Annotated in this window: 15 protein-coding genes, 1 tRNA gene and 1 other RNA gene; 7 read left to right on the top strand and 10 right to left on the bottom strand. The window is 65.7% G+C overall.

Going from position 1 to position 20775, the window contains the following annotated elements; translation table 11 throughout:
• Positions 1-92: 92 nt before the first annotated feature.
• Complete coding sequence (locus tag ABIR17_RS02165) at positions 93-1280, bottom strand: helix-turn-helix domain-containing protein (RefSeq protein ID WP_348002716.1); 1188 nt, start codon at positions 1278-1280, stop codon at positions 93-95.
• Positions 1281-1312: 32 nt separating this feature from the next.
• Complete coding sequence (gene aceE / locus ABIR17_RS02160; RefSeq protein ID WP_348002715.1) at positions 1313-4054, bottom strand: pyruvate dehydrogenase (acetyl-transferring), homodimeric type; 2742 nt, start codon at positions 4052-4054, stop codon at positions 1313-1315.
• 181 nt (positions 4055-4235) lie between these two features.
• Here aceE and ABIR17_RS02155 point away from each other — a divergent pair, with 181 nt between their 5' ends.
• Positions 4236-4718, top strand: coding sequence for a peroxiredoxin (locus ABIR17_RS02155; RefSeq protein ID WP_348002714.1), 483 nt, complete (start codon positions 4236-4238; stop codon positions 4716-4718).
• A 9-nt stretch (positions 4719-4727) separates the two neighbouring features.
• Here the strand turns inward: ABIR17_RS02155 and ABIR17_RS02150 are convergent, their stop codons facing one another.
• A complete protein-coding gene (locus ABIR17_RS02150) occupies positions 4728-6629 on the bottom strand; it encodes a clostripain-related cysteine peptidase (protein WP_348002713.1) in 1902 nt (633 codons plus the stop codon).
• An 89-nt stretch (positions 6630-6718) separates the two neighbouring features.
• Here ABIR17_RS02150 and ABIR17_RS02145 point away from each other — a divergent pair.
• Positions 6719-6791: transfer RNA gene (locus ABIR17_RS02145), tRNA-Val, on the top strand.
• Here the strand turns inward: ABIR17_RS02145 and ABIR17_RS02140 are convergent.
• The 7 genes from ABIR17_RS02140 to ABIR17_RS02110 all read right to left on the bottom strand — a co-directional run bounded on the left by ABIR17_RS02140 (position 6751) and on the right by ABIR17_RS02110 (position 15122).
• On the bottom strand, positions 6751-7497 hold the full coding sequence (locus ABIR17_RS02140) for a response regulator transcription factor (RefSeq protein WP_348002736.1): 747 nt from the start codon (positions 7495-7497) through the stop codon (positions 6751-6753). The genes ABIR17_RS02145 and ABIR17_RS02140 overlap by 41 nt on opposite strands.
• A complete protein-coding gene (locus tag ABIR17_RS02135; protein ID WP_348002712.1) occupies positions 7494-9983 on the bottom strand; it encodes an ATP-binding protein in 2490 nt (829 codons plus the stop codon). The genes ABIR17_RS02140 and ABIR17_RS02135 overlap by 4 nt, the downstream gene beginning before the upstream one ends.
• Positions 9980-10525, bottom strand: a complete 546-nt coding sequence (locus ABIR17_RS02130) for a hypothetical protein (protein WP_348002711.1) — start codon at positions 10523-10525, stop codon at positions 9980-9982. Before ABIR17_RS02130 ends, ABIR17_RS02135 begins: the two co-directional genes overlap by 4 nt.
• 65 nt (positions 10526-10590) lie before the next feature.
• Entirely contained in the window at positions 10591-11196 is a 606-nt protein-coding gene (gene kdpC / locus ABIR17_RS02125) for a potassium-transporting ATPase subunit KdpC (RefSeq protein ID WP_348002710.1), read from the bottom strand.
• Between the two features lie 40 nt (positions 11197-11236).
• Positions 11237-13336 (bottom strand): potassium-transporting ATPase subunit KdpB, encoded by a 2100-nt coding sequence (gene kdpB, locus ABIR17_RS02120; protein ID WP_348002709.1) that lies wholly within the window; start codon positions 13334-13336, stop codon positions 11237-11239.
• 2 nt (positions 13337-13338) lie between these two features.
• The gene (gene kdpA / locus ABIR17_RS02115; protein ID WP_348002708.1) at positions 13339-15033 is read right to left on the bottom strand and encodes a potassium-transporting ATPase subunit KdpA; all 1695 of its coding nucleotides are present in this window, start codon (positions 15031-15033) and stop codon (positions 13339-13341) included.
• On the bottom strand, positions 15033-15122 hold the full coding sequence (locus ABIR17_RS02110) for a potassium-transporting ATPase subunit F (RefSeq protein WP_348002707.1): 90 nt from the start codon (positions 15120-15122) through the stop codon (positions 15033-15035). The genes kdpA and ABIR17_RS02110 overlap by 1 nt, the downstream gene beginning before the upstream one ends.
• 291 nt (positions 15123-15413) lie before the next feature.
• On the opposite strand from ABIR17_RS02110, the gene ABIR17_RS02105 reads away from it, so the two are divergent.
• The 5 genes from ABIR17_RS02105 to rnpB form a co-directional block, all read left to right on the top strand.
• Positions 15414-18224, top strand: coding sequence for a cytosine permease (locus tag ABIR17_RS02105; protein ID WP_348002706.1), 2811 nt, complete (start codon positions 15414-15416; stop codon positions 18222-18224).
• 47 nt (positions 18225-18271) lie between these two features.
• Entirely contained in the window at positions 18272-19099 is an 828-nt protein-coding gene (locus tag ABIR17_RS02100; protein WP_348002735.1) for a Nif3-like dinuclear metal center hexameric protein, read from the top strand.
• A gap of 41 nt (positions 19100-19140) precedes the next feature.
• Positions 19141-19881 (top strand): hypothetical protein, encoded by a 741-nt coding sequence (locus tag ABIR17_RS02095; RefSeq protein ID WP_348002705.1) that lies wholly within the window; start codon positions 19141-19143, stop codon positions 19879-19881.
• A gap of 67 nt (positions 19882-19948) precedes the next feature.
• Positions 19949-20383, top strand: coding sequence for a reverse transcriptase-like protein (locus ABIR17_RS02090; RefSeq protein ID WP_348002704.1), 435 nt, complete (start codon positions 19949-19951; stop codon positions 20381-20383).
• A 28-nt stretch (positions 20384-20411) separates the two neighbouring features.
• An RNA gene (gene rnpB / locus ABIR17_RS02085) (RNase P RNA component class A) lies at positions 20412-20775 on the top strand; the annotation flags it as partial.

Raw genomic sequence — 20775 nt, 5'->3', positions numbered from 1 at the left:
GAGAGTCCATCCTGCCAGCCCGAGCGACTCGGGGCCGAATACATCCGACCAAGAAAGTTCGGAATCGTTGGGGGATTCGTCAGTCGAGGCTTCTAGCTACGGCTCTTGGGCGAGCCGGCGATCGCACCGACGATGAGCGCCGCCTGAAGAATGAGCGCTTCGCGCGCACCCGTTGCGTCGTAGCCGATGACCTCAGAAATGCGCTTCAGGCGGTAGCGGACCGTGTTCGGGTGAACGAACAATTCGCGGGCTGTGGCTTCGAGCGACCGACCGTTGTCGAGGTAGCACCACAGAGTCGTCAGCAACTCGGTGCTGTGGTCGTGCAGCGGTCGATAGATGCGGTTGATCAGAGTCGAACGGGCCAGCGGGTCGCCGGCAAATGCGCGCTCAGGCAACAGGTCGTCGGCAAGGGCAGGTCGGGGAGCGTTGCGCCAAGCACGGGCCACGGCGAATCCAGCCAGCGCGGCTTTAGCGCTTCGTGCGGCCTCCAGCAGCGACGCGACGGTGTGTCCAAGGACGAGATGTCCCGAGCCAAAACCGGGCTCGAGTTGACCGGCAATCTCCAGAAAGGGACGCTGTTCGACGGGGGGAGTCGTCTCGTCGACCTCCTGCTCGACCCGACCGATGACGATGACCAGTCGGCTGCCCTGAACACCGATCAGCACGTCGGCGTCGAGGTGACGCGCGGTGCGACGCAGCATGTCGACATCCAGCATCTTGGGTGCGGTGCCGACCAGTACGCTCACCTCGCCGTGCCCGTTCCAGCCGAGAGCCGCGATGCGGGACGGAAGTTCTGAGTCGTATTCGCCGGTCAGAATCGAGTCGACGACGAGCGCTTCGAGCCGCGCATCCCAGAGACCGCGGGCTTCGGCGGCGCGCGCGTAGACGTCGGCGGCGGCGAAGGCGATCTCGCGGGAGTACAGCAGGATGGCTTCGCGCAGGCTCTCATCGTCGTTCTTGACGCGCTGCTCGACGATCTCGACCGTGACGCGGATGAGCTGCAGGGTCTGCTGCAGGCTCACCGAACGCAGGAGCTCCCGAGGTGCTGCGCCGAAGACATCCGCCGCGATCCAGGGGATCGACTTGGGGTCTTCAAACCACGAAATGAAACTCGTGATGCCGGCCTGGGCGACCAGTCCGACGGCACTTCGGCGACCAGGGGGCATGTCGCGGTACCACGGCAGGGTGTCTTCGAGACGTTTCAGGGTCGCCGTCGACAGCTCGCCCGTGAGGGTGCGCAGCCAGGCAAGCGTCTGCTGCTTCGTGCGTGGTGCCGCCAATTAGGCCACCGCGGAGGGGGCTACGGGACACACTAGCTCTCGCCGCCCGCCGATCCAGATGTGCCAGCTGTCACGTCCAACAGCCGGTACCGCGCGATGGCCTGCGCGGGCGCGTCGGCCGCCACCGCGCCGCGGCGAGCGAGTGACTGCAGCACGCGCACCACGATCGACGGGCCGTCGATTTTGAAGAACCGTCGTGCGGCCGCGCGGGTGTCGCTGAACCCGAAGCCGTCCGCCCCGAGGGTGAGGAATTCGCCCGGGACGAACTGCCGAATCTGGTCTTGCACGGCGTGCATGAAATCGCTCACCGCGACGAACGGACCTTCCGATCCGTGCAACTTTTGCCACAGGTAGGGCACCTGAACGGGCTCTTCGGGGTGGAGGAAGTTGTGTTCGTCGGCGGCGAGACCGTCGCGCCGCAGCTCGGTCCACGAGGTGACGCTCCAGACATCCGCTGCCACGTTCCAGTCGCGGGCCAGGATCTCTTGTGCTTCCAGAGCCCACGGAACGCCGACACCCGACGCGAGAATCTGAGCGCGCGGCCCGAAAACTTCGGACCCCTTCAACTTGTAGATTCCCTTCACAACGCCTTCGACGTCGAGTCCTTCGGGTTCTGCAGGCTGTTGAAGCGGCTCGTTGTAGACCGTGATGTAGTACATGACATCCGGGTCGGGATGCGGCTGACCGTTCGCGTCGAGACCGTACATCCGGTCGAGCCCCGTGCGCACGATGTGGCCCAGTTCGTATCCGTAGGCAGGGTCGTAGGAGACAACGGCGGGGTTGGTCGATGACAGCAGGTGCGAGTGTCCGTCGGCGTGCTGGAGCCCTTCCCCGGTGAGCGTCGTGCGACCGGCCGTTGCTCCCATGATGAAGCCGCGTGCCATCTGATCTCCGGCAGCCCACATCGCGTCGCCGGTGCGCTGGAAGCCGAACATCGAGTAGAAGACGTACACCGGGATGAGCGGCTCGCCCTGCGTTGCGTACGACGTGCCGGCCGCGGTGAACGCAGCGAACGCGCCCGCCTCGTTAATGCCGGTGTGGATGATTTGCCCCTGAGGGCTCTCCTTGTACGCGAGCAACTGCTCGCGGTCGACCGAGGTGTAGTGCTGTCCGTTGGGGTTGTAGATCTTCGCCGTCGGGAAGTACGCGTCCATGCCGAACGTGCGCGCCTCATCCGGGATGATCGGCACGATCCGGTTTCCGAGGCCCTTGTCGCGCAGCAGATCCTTCAGGAGCCGGGCGAACGCCATGGTGGTCGCGATCGACTGCTTGCCGGAGCCCTTCTTCATGTCGGCGTAAACGTCGTCACCGGGAAGCGCAATCTGGGTGTGCTTCGTGCGCCGCTCGGGGAGGTAGCCGCCGAGGACGCGACGACGTTCCTGCAGGTATTGGATCGCCGGGTCGTCGGCACCGGGGTGGTAGAACGGCGGCTGATACGGATCCGCCTCGAGCTGGGCGTCGGTGATCGGGATGCGCATCTCGTCGCGGAACTGCTTGAGGTTGTCCAACGTCAGCTTCTTCATCTGATGGGTCGCGTTGCGGCCCTCAAACGACGGGCCGAGGCCATACCCCTTCACGGTCTTGGCCAAGATGACGGTCGGCTGGCCCTTGTGCTCGGTCGCCGCCTTGAACGCGGCATAGACCTTGCGGTAGTCGTGGCCCCCGCGCTTGAGGTTCCACAGCTCGTCGTCGGTCAGGTCTTTGACCAGGTCGGCGGTTACCGGGTCACGGCCAAAGAAGTTCTCGCGAACATAGGCGCCCGACTCGGCCTTGTAGGTCTGGTAGTCACCGTCGGGGGTGACGTTCATCAGGTTGACCAGCGCGCCAGTGGTGTCCTTGGCGAGCAGGTCATCCCACTCGCGGCCCCAGACGACCTTGATGACGTTCCAGCCGGCCCCGCGGAAGAACGACTCCAGCTCCTGGATGATCTTCCCGTTGCCGCGAACGGGGCCATCGAGACGCTGCAGATTGCAGTTGATGACGAAGGTGAGGTTGTCGAGCTTGTCGTTGGCGGCCCATTGCAGCGCGCCACGGCTCTCGACCTCATCCATTTCCCCGTCGCCGAGGAACGCCCAGACGTGCTGGTCGGACGCATCCTTGATGCCGCGGTTGGTGAGGTACATGTTGGCCTGCGCCTGGTGGATGGCATTGATCGGGCCGAGACCCATCGATACCGTCGGGAACTCCCAGAACTCGTTCATCAGGCGCGGGTGCGGGTACGAGGAGAGGCCGTTGGGCGCCTGCGACTGCTCCTGACGGAAGCCCATCAGTTGCTGTTCGCTCAGGCGGCCCTCAAGGAACGCTCGGGCATACATGCCGGGGGAGGCGTGACCCTGGTAGAAGATCTGGTCGCCACCGCCCGGGTGGTCCTTGCCGCGGAAGAACCAGTTGTGGCCGACCTCGTAGAGCGCCGCAGACGAGGCGTAGGTCGAGATGTGCCCACCGACCCCGACGCCGGGACGCTGGGCCCGGTGCACGGTGATGGCCGCATTCCAGCGAATCCAGGCGCGGTAGCGACGTTCGAGTTCTTCATCCCCGGGAAAGTCGGGTTCGTTCTCCGGCGCGATGGTGTTGATGTAGTCCGTGGTGGGAACCATCGGAACGCCGAGATGCAGGTCTTTCGAACGCTTCAGCAGGCTGAGCATCATCTCGCGGCCGCGGGCATGGCCCTTTGCGGCAACGAGAGCGTCGAGCGACTCCTGCCATTCAGCTGTCTCGTCGGGATCCTGGTCGGTGTTGTTCACCGAATAGGGGTCCTGGTCGTTCACGGACACCGGTGACCTCGCATAGGTTGTCGAGCGCAGAGCGTTCTGGGGTGGCGGGGCGGTCTTGTGGACCGCGTCGCGCAATGGCGCGCAACGAGTCTAGTTGGCCGGACTAATGACGTACCGGGGCGTATGATCGGCGGCTGGACCTGAAAGTGTGGTCCGGACCCGAAAGGAACGTTGCGCCGCCATGGCTCTGGAGAACGACACCCAGGCACCCGATTTCGATCTTCCCAATCAGTTCGGGGAGCACGTGCGGTTGAGCGACTTTCGAGGCCTCAAGCCCGTCGCGCTCGTCTTCTTCCCGTTGGCGTTCTCGGGCGTCTGTACGGGCGAGTTGTGCGCCCTCCGTGACAACGTCGACATCTTCAAAGACCACGACGTCGAACTTCTCGGAATCTCGGTCGACTCGAAGGCCAGCCTTCGTGCTTTCGCCGAACAGGAAGGCTACGACTTTCCGCTCCTGGCCGACTTCTGGCCGCATGGCGCCGTCGCCAAGGAGTACGGCGTGTTCCTTGAGGAAAAGGGCTTTGCGAACCGCGCGACCTTCGTGATCGATGTCAAGGGCATCATCCGGGCTTCCTTTATCTCGGCACCGGGCGAGCCGCGTGCCATCGAGGAGTATCGCGCCGCACTCGACGACGTTCGGCCGATAAAGGCTGGCGTCGCGTAGTCATCGTCCTTACGGGACCGTGACGACCGCATTCACGTAGTCGGCGTTTCCGCCGAAGTCGACGACCCACAGTTCGATGTAGAGCTGCGTGCCTGACGGCAACGTTTCAAGCGCGTACTCGAGGCTTCCGAGATCGGCATGCAGACGCACGTCAGATGCGGGAAGCCAGGTGTACGAGCCGTCGGTGATGTCGTAGAACTGAAGAGTCGGCTCGATGAAGCCGGTCGAGTCAGCGGTCAGCTCGCCGTACGTGCCCGTGTCGGTGTTATACGAGTAGTAGTTTGTCGACACGATCTGCCCGGTCGCAGAATCGAGGCCGAGCGTGAGTACGGCAGCCAGCGGATCGCTGGATCCCGGGGCGTAGTAGTTGAGGGGCACGTCGATCGAACTCGACCCCGAGCTGTCTTGAGTGAGCGACATATACGACGGCGAGGCGGGGTTTGATCCGTCGTCGATCGTCAGATAGGTGAGGTCGTAGAACGCACTCGCGATGCCGGAACCGTCGGTCGAGACCTGTGCGGGCTCCTCGCCGAAGAAGTTGACCGAACCGTCGGACTGCAGAACTCCGTACTGGATGTAGGCATGCGAGATATTCGCCTCGGCGTCGGCTCCGAACGAGCCCTGGATGTAGAGCCCACCATCGGCGAGTCGGGTCTGCGCGTCATTGGTGACAAACGCCGGCAGGTTGCCTTGCGGAATCTGTGAGCCGGCGTGGTAGTAAGCCGTCAGGAAATCAGCCCAGCCGTTGGCCGACGCAACCGCCGCATAGTCGGGGTTGTACAGCTGACCGTCCGGCGGGAAGTAGATCGACAGGCCGGTTGCCCCGCGCGTTGCCTGGCCGTCGACCTTGTCGAGCACGACATCGTTGACGGCGCGCACCACGTTGTCCGCCTCGTCGGCAACGTCGAGGGCGTCGACGCTGATCTCCCCAGCGAGGATCGCGAGATCTTTCATTTGGGTGTCATACCGAGGGTCGGGGTTGGTGCCGAACCCGAGGGTCTGGGCGAGCGTTCGACCGACCGTTGGGGCGACGTCAGACACCCGTTCGGTCATCGCCTTCGCGAACGCGGTCACGGCGGTATCGACTTCGCTGAATCTGGTCAGGTCGATGAGCGCGAGAGTGATCTCGTTCTCCGTTCCCTGCTGAAGCGCCTGGTTGTGGAAGCCGTCGATGATCGCCTTGCCGACGTCGTCCACCGACTCGCCGCGGTAGGCGGCCTCCAGCGCTGTGTAGTCCCAGCCGTGGCCGGGCTCGAGTTCCTGGGATGCGACCATCCGGTCGGCGTGGGCGGCCATGACGGAAGCCACCTCGTACGTCGCCATGAGGCACGCGTCGAAGCCGAGAAGGTCGAGCTTGTCGACGCCCGCTCCGGCAAGGCCGTCGCCGATGCCCTGATTGAGTTCCTCGAGAGTCAGCGTGTCGTAGTTGGCAGATTCGTCGCCGCCAACGCCCGGCCACGAGGCACCGTGGTCAGAGATGATCAGCGCGTAATGCGCGGCCGGAAACTTCAAGATGCTCTCGCGGATGAAGTCCGCCAGCAGAGCCGGGTCGCCGGTGTCGACCGGCCCGAAGTCTTGCAGGACGTTCGCGGTGCCGCCCGGCTCGACCTGAAGCCACTTCGCTCCGGTCCAGTTCGGAATGCCGAGAACCGAGGTGTCGGTGTAGCCCTCGGCTCGGTCAACGAACGAGATCAGGTTGAAGCCAGGCTTTGAGCCGACCTGACCCATCTCTTCGACGTCTTGCATCATGAACGGTTCGAGGTTGGTGTCAGCGATCTCGTAGGTGAGTACCGTCCAACTGTCGGCTGCTTGGATGCCGCCCGGCGTTCCGACGCAGGCGGATAGCCCGGCAGCGGCGAGAGCCGCGACTCCCAGTCCACCGATGGTCCTCAGAAACCGTGACCGCGACATCCCTTGCCTCTTCCGTCGTTCGCTAGTTGGGGCTCGCCCAGCATATTGGCCCGATACCATCGGAGGGTCCGATCCCGTTCGTTGGGTCGGGGCTCTTAGCTCAGTTGGTAGAGCGCCTCGTTTACACCGAGGATGTCGGGGGTTCGAGTCCCTCAGGGCCCACCGGGTCGCCACCCACCGAATCGCCGCCAACCACATCGCTGACGAAGCGATAGCCCATCCCGGACTCGGTCATGAGATAGCGCGGCGTCGAGGGTTCGGGTTCGAGCTTCTTGCGCAGCTGCGAGAGGTATAGCCGGAGGTACCCGGTGTCGGAGGTGTATTGCGGTCCCCAGACTTCGGTCAGCAGCGTTTCGCGGGTGACGAGACGTCCGGGGTTGCGCACCAGCAGTTCCAAGATGCGCCATTCCGTGGGCGTCAGTCGAACCATTGAACCGTTGCGGGTGACGACGCGAGCTCCGAGGTCGACGACGACGTCGCCGAAACTCACGACAGGTTCGTCGGATGCCGTTGGGGTGCGCCGCGACAGCGCCCGCACGCGGGCGAGCAACTCGTCGACCGCGAACGGTTTGGTGACGTAGTCGTCCGCGCCGGCGTCGAGTGCCTCCACCTTGTCCCAGGAGTCGGTGCGCCCAGAGACGACCAGGATCGGAACCGCCGTCCAGCCGCGCAGCGCCTCGATTACCTCGACCCCGCTGAGGCCCGGCATCCCGAGGTCAAGCACGACGAGTTCGGGATGCACTTTGGCGGCAGCGTCGAGGGCGGCCTTTCCGTCGGAGGCCGTCGTCACGTCGTACCCACGCGCACCCAGGGTGATGCGCAGCGCACGCAGGATCTGCGGATCGTCGTCGGCGATGAGGATTCTCACGACGCCACCACCGCGACGGCCGGGAGTTCAACGACCATGGTCAGGCCGCCGCCCGGAGTGTCTTCGGCCTCCAGCCTGCCGCCCATGGCTTCCACGAAACCCTTCGAAAGTGCAAGACCCAAGCCGACCCCGGTGGTGTTGTCGGTATCGCCCAACCGCTGAAACGGCACGAAGACATCTTCTCGCCGTTCCAGGGGGATGCCGGGTCCGGTGTCGATGACCCGTAACTGCACGCGCTCGCCGAGTTCGCTGGTCGCCACGATCGGGGGTGTCCCCGCGGGCGCGTATCTCAGGGCGTTGGTGACGAGGTTCACGATCACTCGTTCGAGCAGAACGCGATCGCCACGAACCTCGCTGACCGGCGCGAGGTCGAGGGTCACATCTCCTGGCCCGAGCCGGAGTTCGTCGATTGCCCCGCCCACGACGTCATCGAGGGCGACATCACCGAGTGAGACGCCGAGAACTCCGGCCTGCAGACGGCTCACATCGAGCAGGTCGGTCACGAGGTCGCTGAGCGCGGCAAGGCTCTCGTCGGCAGTGGCGATCAGCTCATCCCGGTCGCCTTCCGCGAGCTCGACCTCGTCGCTGCGCAGTGACGTGACTGCCGTGCGGGCTGCCGCAAGTGGTCGACGCAGATCGTGCCCGACAGCCGCCAGGAGCGCACTGCGCAGCCGGTCGGCTTCAGCGAGCGGGCGGACCCCCGCGGCCTCGGCTCGGAGTCGACCCTGTTCGAGCGCGGTCTCGAGTTGAGAAACGAAGGCACCCAAAATCCTCCGGTCCGAAGGCGTCAGGGATCGCCCACGAAGGTCGAGACCCGCGTTGGCACCAATCGGGATGGTTGTCTCTTGGTCGTTGTCGGCCATGAGGTCGGGGTCGCGAGCGACGGCGACGATTTCGCCGTTTTGCTGAAGCAGCACGCTCGCCATGCCGAAGGATTCACGCAGCCGCGTGACCAGCGCCTGCGCGGCCTCCTCGCCGCCGAGGACGCTTCCCGCGATCGTGATGAGTACTTCGGCCTCCGCCGCCGAGCGGGCTGCCGAGCGGGCTCGGCGAGCCGCCTGATCGACGACGACGCTGACCAGAACGGCGACGGCCACGAAGATCAGCAGCGCGAGGAGGTGCAGCGGTTCCGAAATCGTGATGGTGTACAGCGGGTCGACGAAGAAGAAGTCGAGCAGGAGACCTGCGCCGATCGCGGCCAGCAACGCCGGCCAGATTCCGCCGACGAGAGCGACAATGACGACCAGAAGTTGGAAGGCGAGCACGTCACTGGTAATCGACTCGTCGCTGCGACCTGCCGAGAGCAGCCAGGTCAGGAGGGGAAGCCCGACCAGGGTAATCCCGAAGCCGATCAGGCGACGCTGAAGCGAGAGCGATCCACCCAGCCGTGGCAAACGACGCTCACCGGCTTGCGCGTGCGACACGATGTGCACGTCGATCTCGCCCGAGAGTCGGATGACGGTGCCCGAGGTTCCCGCACCCCCGAGCAGAGCCTCAACGCGACCGCGACGGCTCACCCCGATCACGAGCTGGGTCGCCTCGACGCTCCGCGCGAAGTCGACAAGGGCCTCGGGAACGCGGTCCGACACCACCTGGTGATACGTGCCGCCCAGCGTCTCAACGAGCGCACGCTGCCCGGCGAGCACCGCCGGATCACGCTCGGCGAGGCCGTCGGGACTGGTGACGTGCACGGCGAAGAGCTGCCCGCCGCTTGAGCGCGCGGCGATTCGGGCTCCGCGGCGCAGCAGGGTTTCGCCTTCGGGGCCACCGGTCAGCGCGACGACGATCCGCTCCCGCGCTTCCCACGGCGCCGAGATGCCCTGCTCTGCGCGGTACTTCTTGAGGGCAGAGTCGACCTCGTCGGCCAGCCAGAGCAGCGCGAGTTCGCGGAGCGCCGTGAGGTTGCCGAGTCGGAAGTAGTTACTGAGAGCCGCGTCGACTCGGGTGGCCGGGTACACCAGCCCTTCGGAGAGCCGGTTGCGTAGCGACTGCGGCGCGAGATCGACCAACTCAACCTGGTCGGCCTCGCGCAGCACGGCATCCGGAATCGTCTCGCGTTGGATGATGCCGGTGATGCCTTGCACAACATCGTTGAGCGACTCGATGTGCTGGATGTTGACGGTCGAGATCACGTCAATTCCGGCATCCAGGAGTTCGGACACGTCTTGCCAGCGCTTCTCGTGGCGCGAACCGGGAGCGTTGGTGTGTGCCAACTCGTCGACCAAAGCGACGGTGGGATGCCGGGCGAGCACCGCGTCGAGGTCGAGTTCGTCGAGCACGACCCCGCGGTGTTCGACCACTCGGCGGGGCACGACTTCGAGCCCGTCGAGGAGCGACGACGTCGCAACCCGCCCATGCGTCTCGACGACGGCGACCGCCACATCGATACCGAGGTGCTGAAGCCTGCGCCCCTCTTCGAGCATGGTGAAGGTCTTACCGACCCCGGGTGCGGCCCCGAGCATCACCCGCAACCGGCCTTTGGTCATGGCGTGCGGCGCCGACCGGGGGCACGCCACACGCCGAGGGTGAGGCGACGCGGGATGAACAGAGCAGAGGCAAGAACCGCCACAAAGGTGACGGGGAACACGACGTCCGTCGCGACCAACAGCCCAACCCACGATCGGTCCGAGCGTGTGAGCGGCTCGGCAGCGTCCAACTGGAAGAGCGAGCTCGTCAGGATCGTGACGGCGGTAACGGCGACCAAAACGCTCAGGATCACGAGAATGACGGCGAGCCAGACTCGCGCAGAGTCCGACTGAACGACGCGCACCACCAACGCGATCACCGCGAACGCGACCACGCCGATGGCGAGACCGATCGTCAGACCCCCGGTCGGCACTTCGTAGGCGATATCGAGGGCGCCACGAACGCCCGGAAATAGAATTGTCACGACTGACGGAAGGCGCGGTGCCAGCGCGAAAGCGAATACCACCGTGACAATCGCGGCGACGGCATCCCAGGCGAGAGCCACCACAGAAAATGCCCAGAGCGCAGCGCCCCCGGTCGATGTGGAACTTTCGTGCGCCATCCGGCTAGGGTATCGGCGGCCACCCGGCTGCGGCCGGGGTGCTTCGGTCGACACGACGTCCAACGTCACCCCAGCTGCGCGAGGGCGACGTTCAGTTCCAGCACGTTGACTGTCGGCTCGCCCAGGTAGCCGAGAGTACGACCCTCAACGTGAGCATCGACCAGAGCGCGCACCTCGGCTTCGGAGAGCCCCCGTGCGGTGGCGACCCTGGCGACCTGGAGGTAGGCGTACTCCGGACTGATGTCGGGGTCGAGTCCGGACGCTGACGCTGTAAGTGCGTCCGCGGGAATGCTGGCTGGGTCGACACCGTCGAGGTCAGCGATCGCCGCTCGGCGGGCTTCGATCGCGGCGATCAGGTCGGGGTTCTCCGGTCCGTAGTTGGAGCCGGACGAGGCACGCCCGTCGTAGCCTGTGCCGGCAGCGGACGGCCGAGACTGGAACCACTCCGGGAGAGCATTCCCGTCAGCATCCGTGAATGACTGGCCGATCAGGCTTGAGCCGACCACCCGGCCGTCGACGGTCAGCAGCGAACCGTTCGCCTGGTTCGGGAACGCGAACTGACCGATGCCGAGCACGACGAGCGGGTAGCCGATGCCGAGCACGATCGTGAATACCACGAGCGCGCGGAGCGCCGTCCAGGTCTGGCGGAGGGTTCCGCGACGGGTTGCCATGACTATTCCTTCTTCTGCGCTGAGTTCTTCGATACCCGGACTAGAAGCCCGGGATGAGGCTGACGATGAGGTCGACGAGCTTGATGCCGATGAATGGGGCGATCAGGCCACCACCGCCGTAGATCAGGATGTTGCGCGACAGAATCCTGCTCGCCGACACCGGGCGGTACCGCACTCCACGGAGCGCCAACGGGATGAGCGCCACGATCACCAGGGCGTTGAAGATGACCGCCGAGAGGATCGCCGAAGCAGGGGAGTGCAACTGCATGATGTTGAGAACGGCAAGGCCGGGAAAGACTCCAGCGAACATCGCGGGAATGATCGCGAAGTACTTGGCGACATCGTTCGAGATCGAGAACGTCGTGAGCGACCCGCGGGTGATCAGCAACTGCTTGCCGATGCGCACGATCTCGATCAACTTCGTCGGATCGGAGTCGAGGTCGACCATGTTGCCGGCCTCTTTCGCGGCGCTCGTGCCGGTGTTCATGGCGACCCCGACATCCGCCTGCGCGAGTGCCGGTGCGTCATTGGTGCCGTCGCCGGTCATCGCGACCAGGTTGCCGCCCTCTTGTTCACGCTTGATGAGCGCCATCTTGTCTTCGGGTGTTGCTTCGGCCAGGAAGTCGTCGACGCCGGCTTCTGCGGCGATCGCCTTCGCGGTGAGCGGGTTGTCGCCGGTGATCATCACGGTACGAATGCCCATCGCCCGAAGTTCCGCGAATCGCGCGGTCAAGCCGTCTTTCACCACGTCCTTGAGGTGCACGACCCCGAGGACGCGAACCGACTTCCCGGACTTCTCGGCGACGACCAGGGGCGTGCCACCCGACTCGGAGACCCTCGACACGATCGCATCGAGCCCCTCGGGCGAGACTCCGGCCCACTGGGCGATCATCGATCCAGCGCCCTTGCGCAACTCACGGCCTCCGGGAAGGTCGAGCCCACTCATGCGGGTCTGCGCGGTGAACGGGACCACCACGGCGCCCGTCGGAGTGTCAACGATGCCGCCAGCGAGGGTGACGATCGAGGAACCTTCCGGCGTCGGATCGCCGAGCGAGGAGAGGCGCGCGACATCCCGTAACTCGTCGACGGTCACGCCCGGGAGGGCGAGGAACTCGCTCGCCTGACGGTTGCCGTAGGTGATCGTGCCGGTCTTGTCGAGCAGCAGTGTTGTGACGTCTCCGGCCGCTTCGACGGCACGGCCCGACATGGCGAGCACGTTGCGTTGCACCAGGCGGTCCATGCCCGCGATGCCGATCGCCGAAAGCAGAGCGCCAATCGTGGTCGGGATGAGGCACACCAGCAGTGCGACCAGCACCGGCAGGCTGGCCGGCTTGCCCGCGTACGACGCCAGGGGGTTGAGCGTGACCACCACGGCGAGGAAGACGATCGTGAGGCTGGCGAGCAGGATGTTGAGCGCCACCTCGTTCGGCGTCTTCTGCCGAGACGCACCCTCGACGAGCCGGATCATTCGGTCGACAAAGGTCTCGCCCGGCTTCGAGGTGATCTTCACCAGAATCCGATCGGACAGTACCCGGGTACCACCGGTGACCGCGGATCGGTCGCCGCCGTGCTCGCGCACCACAGGAGCCGACTCGCCCGTGATAGCGGACTCATCGACCGAGGCGATACCCCAGATGATGTCGCCATCACCGGGGATGATCTCGCCCGCGGTCACCACGACGATGTCGCCGAGTCGAAGATCTGCTGACGAAACCTCGTCGGGAGAGGCGGCCAGGCCGTCGGAGCCGTCAACGTAGCTGCCCAGGCGGTGGGCCGGGGTGGAGGTCCGGGTCGCACGCAGCGTGGCCGCCTGCGCCTTTCCACGCCCCTCCGCAACAGACTCGGCCAGATTCGCGAAGATCACCGTGATCCACAACCAGACCGCGATTCCGGCGGTGAACGAGGGAGCCAGGTCTGACCCGCCCGACGACGACCGACCGATGAACGGCTCCGCGATCGCGATCGCCGTCGTGAGCACGGCGCCCGCCTCGACGATCAGCATCACGGGGTTGCGCCACATCAGGCGCGGGTCAAGCTTTCGCAAAGCACCGGGAAGTGCTGCGACGAGCTGCCCGAACGAGAACGCGCCCGCGGGCGCCGATCCGGTGTCTCGGGAGGGGGTGTTGGTCAACGTGGTCATGGTCAGTGCAACCCTTCCGCGAGGGGTCCCAGCGCGAGCGCGGGGAAGTAGGTGAGCGCTGTGACGACCACAGACGTTCCAAGAAGCAGCCCAATGAACTGGGGCCGGTGAGTGGGGAGCGTTCCGGCCGTGACCGGCACCTTGTCCTGCGCGGCCAGCGACCCGGCGAGCGCGAGGACAAAAACGATCGGCAGGAAACGCCCGAGCATCATCGCAACGCCGAGGGCTGTGTTGAACCACGGGGTGTTCGCCGTCAGACCTGCAAAGGCCGATCCGTTGTTGTTCGCCGCGGAGGTGAACGCGTAGAGCACTTCCCCAAAACCATGCAATCCGCGGTTCCAGATCGAAGTGGCTTCGACGTCCGCCCGCACGGCCGGGATCGCGAAACTCAGGGCGACGCCCACCAGCACGATGATCGGCGTGGTCAAGATGTAGAGGCTCGCGAGCTTCATCTCGCGTGCGCCAATCTTCTTGCCCAGATACTCCGGCGTACGACCGACCATGAGGCCGGCGATGAACACCGCGATGATCGCGAGCACGAGCATCCCGTAGAGACCCGACCCGACGCCGCCGGGGGCGACCTCGCCGAGCATCATGTTGATCATCGCCATCCCGCCGCCCAGCGACGTGAAGCTGTCGTGCATCGAGTTGACCGACCCGGTGGACGTGAGCGTGGTGGCGGTGGCATAGATCGTCGAGCCGGGGATTCCGAATCGCACTTCTTTGCCTTCGAGGGCTCCGCCGGCGAGTTGTGGAGCGGTTCCCGCGCCGTTGAGCTCGGCGAGGGTCATCAGAGTCACCGACACCAAGAACAGCGTTGCCATCACCGCGACGATCGCGTAGCCCTGCTTGCGGTCGCCGACCATCCGGCCGAACGTCGCCGGGAGCGAGAACGGGATCGCGAGAAACAGGAATACCTCGAACAGGCTCGTCCAGGCGCTCGGGTTCTCGAAGGGATGAGCCGAGTTCGCGTTGAAAAAGCCGCCGCCGTTCGTGCCGAGGAGTTTGATGGCCTCCTGGCTTGCAACCGGTCCGCCGGGAATCGTCTGGGTTCCACCGGTGATCGTCGCGACATCCTGGAATCCGGAAAGGTTTTGGATCACGCCGCCTGCAAGCAGCACGACCGAGGCGAGTACCGACAGGGGCAGAAGGATGCGCAGGGTTCCGCGGGTGAGATCAACCCAGAAGTTGCCAAGTGTCCCCGACGAGCGTCGGACGAACCCACGGATGACGGTGATCGCGACGGCGAGGCCGACGGCAGCCGACAGGAAGTTCTGTACCGCGAGGCCCGCCATTTGAACGGTGTAGCCGAGGGTTTGGTCGGGTGAATACGACTGCCAGTTCGTGTTCGTCACGAACGAGATGGCGGTGTTGAAGGCGAGAGGCTCGCTGGTCGCGGGCAGCCCGAGCGCATATGGCAGGAATTCCTGCAGACGCTGGAGACCGTAGACCGCGAGGATGCCCAGCGCTGAGAAGACTAGGAGCGAGCGCAGGTAAACGGGCCAGGTCTGTTCAGACTTCGAGTCGACCCCGATCGCGCGGTAGAACCCGCGCTCCACAACGTTGTCCTTCACCGACGTGTAGACGTGGGCGAGGTGGTCGCCCAGGGGACGGTGGATGACGACCAGCGCGAGTGCGAGGGTCGCCAACTGCGCGACGAAGACCCAGATCTCTGTGCCTGTCAGCTCGTTCCCCATCAGAAACGCTCCGGCTTCACGAGCGCGACAACCAGATACCCAATTGCCGCGATGGCGAGCACGACGGCAATGACCTCGAACACGATCACAGCCTCTGCACGCCCTTGCCGATCAGAGCGATCAGCGCGACGAGCGCCAAGATCGCGCCGACATAGACGACATCGAGCACGGTGCTTCTCCCTTGGTCAGACGGGTTCTCGTACCGAGTGAACGCCTGCCTCGAGCCGGCAACCCGGATCCTGACGGAATCCCTACGCCGGTACGACAGATCTCGGCGGAACCCTCACACCGACCGGGGTCGTCGTAGTTTTGCTCAGATTCGCGCCGGGAGTTGCGGCCCGTCGCCGCCTCGAAAAGTCGCCCGCCCCTACAATCCGAGAATGACCGACGTACCACCGGGCAATGACGGACCGGCGGGCGAGCCCGATCCGGATGCGTTCCAAGGGCGCCGCCGGTCGACGTTCACGCCTCCCGAGGCGAATGCAGCGCCGCCGTCATTCGACGATGACGCCCTCGCCGACGTGCTGGCAGCGCAGGTCTCGTCGTATACCGCCCCGATCACGGTGACCCCGCCGCTTGAGCGATCTGCGACACCTGCGACACCGGCCGAGCCCGAGCTCGCTGCCGAACCTGAGGCGTCTGCGGGACCGGACATGCCGGCAGCCACGGACGCACCACCCGAGCCCGGGCTGCCCTCGACGGTCGACCCATCGTCGAGTGCCACGCTCGACGCGATCGAGCGGTTGGAGAGCGAACTGCGCCGTCGCGCCGATGACGCGCAGGTCGCGCCTCCGGCCCCGGTGCAGGTTGCCCCGATCGACATTCAGCCGCCTCCCATGGTGCCGCCGGAACCTCACGTTCCTCCGGACGGGGAGCGGTTGTTTCCGTCGCCGTTCCGACCCTTCGGGGCCGGTCCAGTCGCGACCCCCTCCGAACCGTTGCCGGAAGCGCCGTTGTTTGCGGATCCGCCCCCCGAAACGTTGCCTGAAGCGCCCTCATTCTCGGAGCCGCCCTCGTTTGCGGAGCCGCCCTCGTTCCCGCAACCGCCGTCCGATCCCGAGCCGTCGTCGTTTGCACCACCGGAGCCGGACTACGACGAGGAACTGCCGCCGAGCTGGGAGGTAGCGCCCCCGCCGACGTATCTCCCGCCAGCACTGGTCGAACCGCCGTCCTTCGGGATGCCTGAGCCGGCAACGCCGACCCCGCTCGAGTCGAGTCCGCCACCGCCTGGTGCCCAGGTATTCGATGCGCCGCCGCCGAATCCCGGATTCGGGACTCCGCCCCTCACCCCGCCGATTGACCTCCCTCCGCCCGGCGCTGCCGCACTCGTCGATCTTGCCCACCTTCCGCCGCCACGCGGCATCGAGCCTGCCGCCCTGCCGCCGTACGAGCCGGATCTCCCCAACAGCGGGCTTCGCGACGACGGGAACGAAAGCACCAGGACGGGCGCACTCGCCCCGCTCGCATCCGACTTCGAGGCCTTACTCGGTGCGCCGCATCCCGACGACCTCCCTAGTCCGAACGTCGCAGACCCCGAAATCGGTATGCCGACCACACCTTTCACCGATGAGGACGACGATGTCGTCGACGACGTCGATCGGGCCTTCGGTTCCGCGCCGATCGCGGTCGACTCCACGGGTGCTGCCGGCATCGTTGCGCCGCCGTCGGAGCCGGTCGCGACCCTGAGGCTCGGCGATGACGAAGCGGCCATGGTCGACGAGGAACTTGAGCACCATCCCGCTTTCCTGGTCGAGCACGCGGGTGTCGAGCCGACTCCACACGATCTGCGTGCGGGCCGTGCTGCCCGGATGTTCTGGCTCTGGTTCGCCACGAACTCGTCGGTGGTCAGCCTGACAATCGGCGCGGTGCTCTTGGGCATGGGGATGAGCGTGCGGCAGGCGCTGGTCGCCATCCTGATCGGGGTCGCGATCTCATTCCTCCCGCTCGGACTGGTGACCCTCGCGGGCAAGTGGAGCGGTCAGCCGACGATGATCGTCTCGCGCGCCACTTTCGGCTTGGTCGGCAACGCGCTCCCGGCGGTTCTCGCGCTCGTCTCTCGTGTCTTCTGGGGTGGAGCACTGCTTTGGATGCTGTCCGCCGGCGTGGCCAGCGTTCTCGTCGATGCGGGCCTCGACGCCGGTCTCGGAGCTCAGGTCTGGACTCTCGTTGGGCTCGCAGCCGGGTTCCTGATCGCATTCGTGGTCGCGGTGTTCGGCTACGGGCTGATCGCGCGCCTGCAACTCATCCTGAGCATCGTGACCGGCCTCCTCGTCATTGGGCTGATCGTGATCACCTCCCCGCACCTCAACGTCGCGGCCGCGCAAAACATCGCTGACGGTCCGTGGATTCTGTTGGTCAGCGGAATCGTTCTGGTCTTCAGTTTCGTCGGCCTGGCCTGGGTGCACTCGAGTGCCGACGTTGCGCGTTACCAGCGGGCGGGGAGCGACGGCGGTTCCACGATGCTCTGGGCCACTTTCGGCGCGACGCTCCCGGCTTTCCTGCTGATCGCTTGGGGGGCGTTGCTAGCCGCGTCGGACCCGGTACTCGCGCAAGCCCTGGCTACAAACCCCGTTCATGCGATCGCCAGCCTTCTGCCCCTGTGGTACCCGGCACCGCTGCTCGCTGCCACCGCACTCGGGTTGCTGTCGGGCGTTGTGCTGACTATCTACTCCGGCGGTTTCGCGCTGCAGTCGCTCGGGGTTCGGGGCAGGCGGTCCTTCACGACTGTGCTGGCAGGAATCCTCGTCCTCGCGATGGGTGCGGGACTGGTGTTCCTCGTCACCGACGCCCGCGAACTGGTGCGGGATGTCGCCACCACGATCGCCGTTCCGGTCGCTGCGTGGGCGGGCATTTTCGTCGCCGAGATGATGATCCGGTCGCGATTCTCGGCCGGTTTCCACTCCGATTCGTTGCTGCGTCGTGGCGGGATCTACCCGGCCGTGCGCTGGGGCAACCTGATCGGCTTGATCCTGATCACGGTGGTGGGCTTTGGCCTCACCTCGGCGGTTCTTCCCGGTCTCGACTGGCAGGGCTACCTGCTGCCGTTCCTGGGCCTCGGTGCGAACGATCCGCTTCTGACCAGCGACGTTGGTGTGCTGGTCGCACTCGTGCTCGGCATCCTTCTGCCGCTGGTGAGTGCCGTCCCGGCCATCCGCCGGCAGTCGCAGCCCCTCGTAGACTCGGAGCCGTGACTGCGCCCCTGAACGACGGCACTCCGGCCGCCGGGGAGCTGGCCGCCGTGACCCTGGCCGCCGTGACGCTGGCCGAGGTTGCGGAGTGCGTCGAAGCGCTCTGGCCCCTGTCGGGTGCCGAGTCGTGGGACGCAGTCGGACTGCTGTCGGGCGATCTTGCCGCACCCGTCGCTCGCATCCATCTGGCCGTCGATGCCGTCCTGGACACCGTCGATGAGGCCATAGCCGCGCACGCCGATCTGCTGCTCGTGCACCATCCGCTTTTGCTGCGCGGGGTGACGACGGTCGCCGAGACCGGCTACAAGGGCGCGGTCATCGCGCGGCTCATTCGGGCAGGTTGCGCCCTCTTGGCGGCTCACACCAACGCGGATGTCGTCGCACGCGGTACCTCCGCGGTGCTCGCCGAGCGGATTGGTTTGCGCGACACTCGGCCGCTCGTGCCCACGGCATTCGATTCGACGATCGGGATCGGTCGGGTGGGCGACCTCGCGGAGCCGACCACTCTCGGTCGCCTGGCCGGTGGTCTTGCTGAACTGCTGCCGGCGACGGCGCAGGGCGTACGAGTCGCGGGAGAGTACGACCGCCCGATCAGCCGGGTGGCACTCTGCGCAGGAGCGGGGGACGCCTACCTCGCTCTCGCCGACGTGATGGCCGCCGACGTGTACATCACGAGCGATCTTCGGCATCATCCGGCTTCCGAGGCGAGCGAGAACGGTCGAGTCGGCGGCGGGCCCGCCTTGATCGACATCTCTCATTGGGCCAGCGAATGGCTGTGGCTCGACGTCGCGGCCGCCCAGTTGCGCCATGCGCTCCCGGGTGTCGAGATTACGGTGAGCGAGTTGCGCACCGACCCGTGGACTTTTTCGATCGTGTGACGAGGGCACGATTGCCTCGGCGATCGTGAGAAAGGAAATCCGTGCCACTCAAGGCCAGTCCCGAAGATCAGGCGCTGTTGCTCGACCTTCAGGAGCTCGACACCAAACTGCAGCAGCTCGCGCATCGCATCGCGAAGTTGCCGGAGCGCGACGTCGTCGACTCCCTCGCTGGACAACGTTCCGGGCTGGAGCGGCTTCGCGCCGAGCAGTTCGGCGCCGTCGAAGACATCCGGCTCGAACTTTCGCGCACCGAATCGGATGTTGCCGTTGTCGATGCGCGCATCGCGCGCGACGGCGACAGGTTGCGCACCAGTTCGTCGGTGAAAGACGTTCAGGCGCTCGAGCAGGAACTCGAAGCGCTGGCCCGACGCAAGAGCGACCTGGAGGATATCGAACTCGGGGTCATGGAAACCGTGGAAGCGCGCGAGTCGGCACTCGCGACGACCGCATCCGATCTGACCGCTCTCGACGAGGCGCTTGCCGCGGCGACAGCAGCACGCGACTCCGCGCTCGGGGTCCTCGAATCCGAACGCACCCACACGGCCGCGAACCGGCAGACGGTCGCCTCGAAGGTACCCGCCGACCTGCTCGCGCTCTACGAGAAGCAACGTGATCGCTACGGAATCGGAGCTTCACACCTGCGTGGCGGAGTTTCGGGAGCGAGCGGGGTGGCTCTCAACTCAACCGACATGAATGTCGTGCGCGCGGCAGCGCCCGACGATGTGCTGCTGTGCCCCGACTCGAACGCGATCCTGGTGCGCACGTCGGAGTCGGGGCTGTGAACAAGGTCTGGCCTGTGAACGGAGTCTGGCCTGTGAACGGAGTCTGGGCTGTGAACAAGGTGACGCTGTGACCCGCCTGCTGATCGTCGAGGCCGACGGCGGTTCGCGGGGCAACCCCGGACCCGCGGCCGGCGGATCGGTCGTCATCGACGGCGCGACCGGTGAAATCCTTGCCGAGCTCGGCGTCTACGTCGGGATTGCGACCAACAACGTGGCCGAATACAGCGGGATGTTGGAGGGCGTGCGGCGTGCGATGGCGATCGACCCGGATGCCGAACTCCACGTCCGCTTGGACTCCAAGCTCGTCGTCGAGCAGATGAGCGGACGCTGGAAGATCAAGCATCCCGGCATGGCTGATCTGGCTGCCGAGGCGCGGGAACTGCTCTCGGGCACTCCGGTGTCGTTCGAATGGATCCCGCGGGCGGAGAACGCGCGCGCTGACAAGATGGCCAACGAATCGATGGACAGAAAAGCGTCCTTCGCGCGACCCGAGACGCCGTGAGCCCGGTTTGCTAGCCTGAGCACGCAAACGGGCCGGCCAGACGGTCGCGTCATCCTCTCGGTTTCGATCGAGGGGATGCCGAGGAACGTCCGGGCTCCACAGAGCAGGATGGTGGGTAACACCCACCCGGGGCAACCCGCGAGAAAGTGCAACAGAGAGCAGACCGCCACGGGACTTCGGTCCCGGGGTAAGGGTGAAACGGTGGTGTAAGAGACCACCAGGGGCCCGAGTGATCGGGCTCGCTAGGTAAACCTCGTCCGGAGCAAGGTCAGACAGACACCGTTGACGCGGCTCGCCGAGGTGTCGGGTAGACCGCAAGAGGGCTGCGGCAACGTAGTCCCGAGAGAGATGGCCGTCACGAATCCTTCGGGATTCGGACAGAACCCGGCGTA

Origin of the sequence: Pseudolysinimonas sp. (genome assembly GCF_039912695.1) — a bacterium.
Lineage (GTDB): Bacteria > Actinomycetota > Actinomycetes > Actinomycetales > Microbacteriaceae > Pseudolysinimonas_A.
Note: the sequence above shows the minus strand (reverse complement) of the source record. Positions and strands in the feature narration are given on the sequence as shown.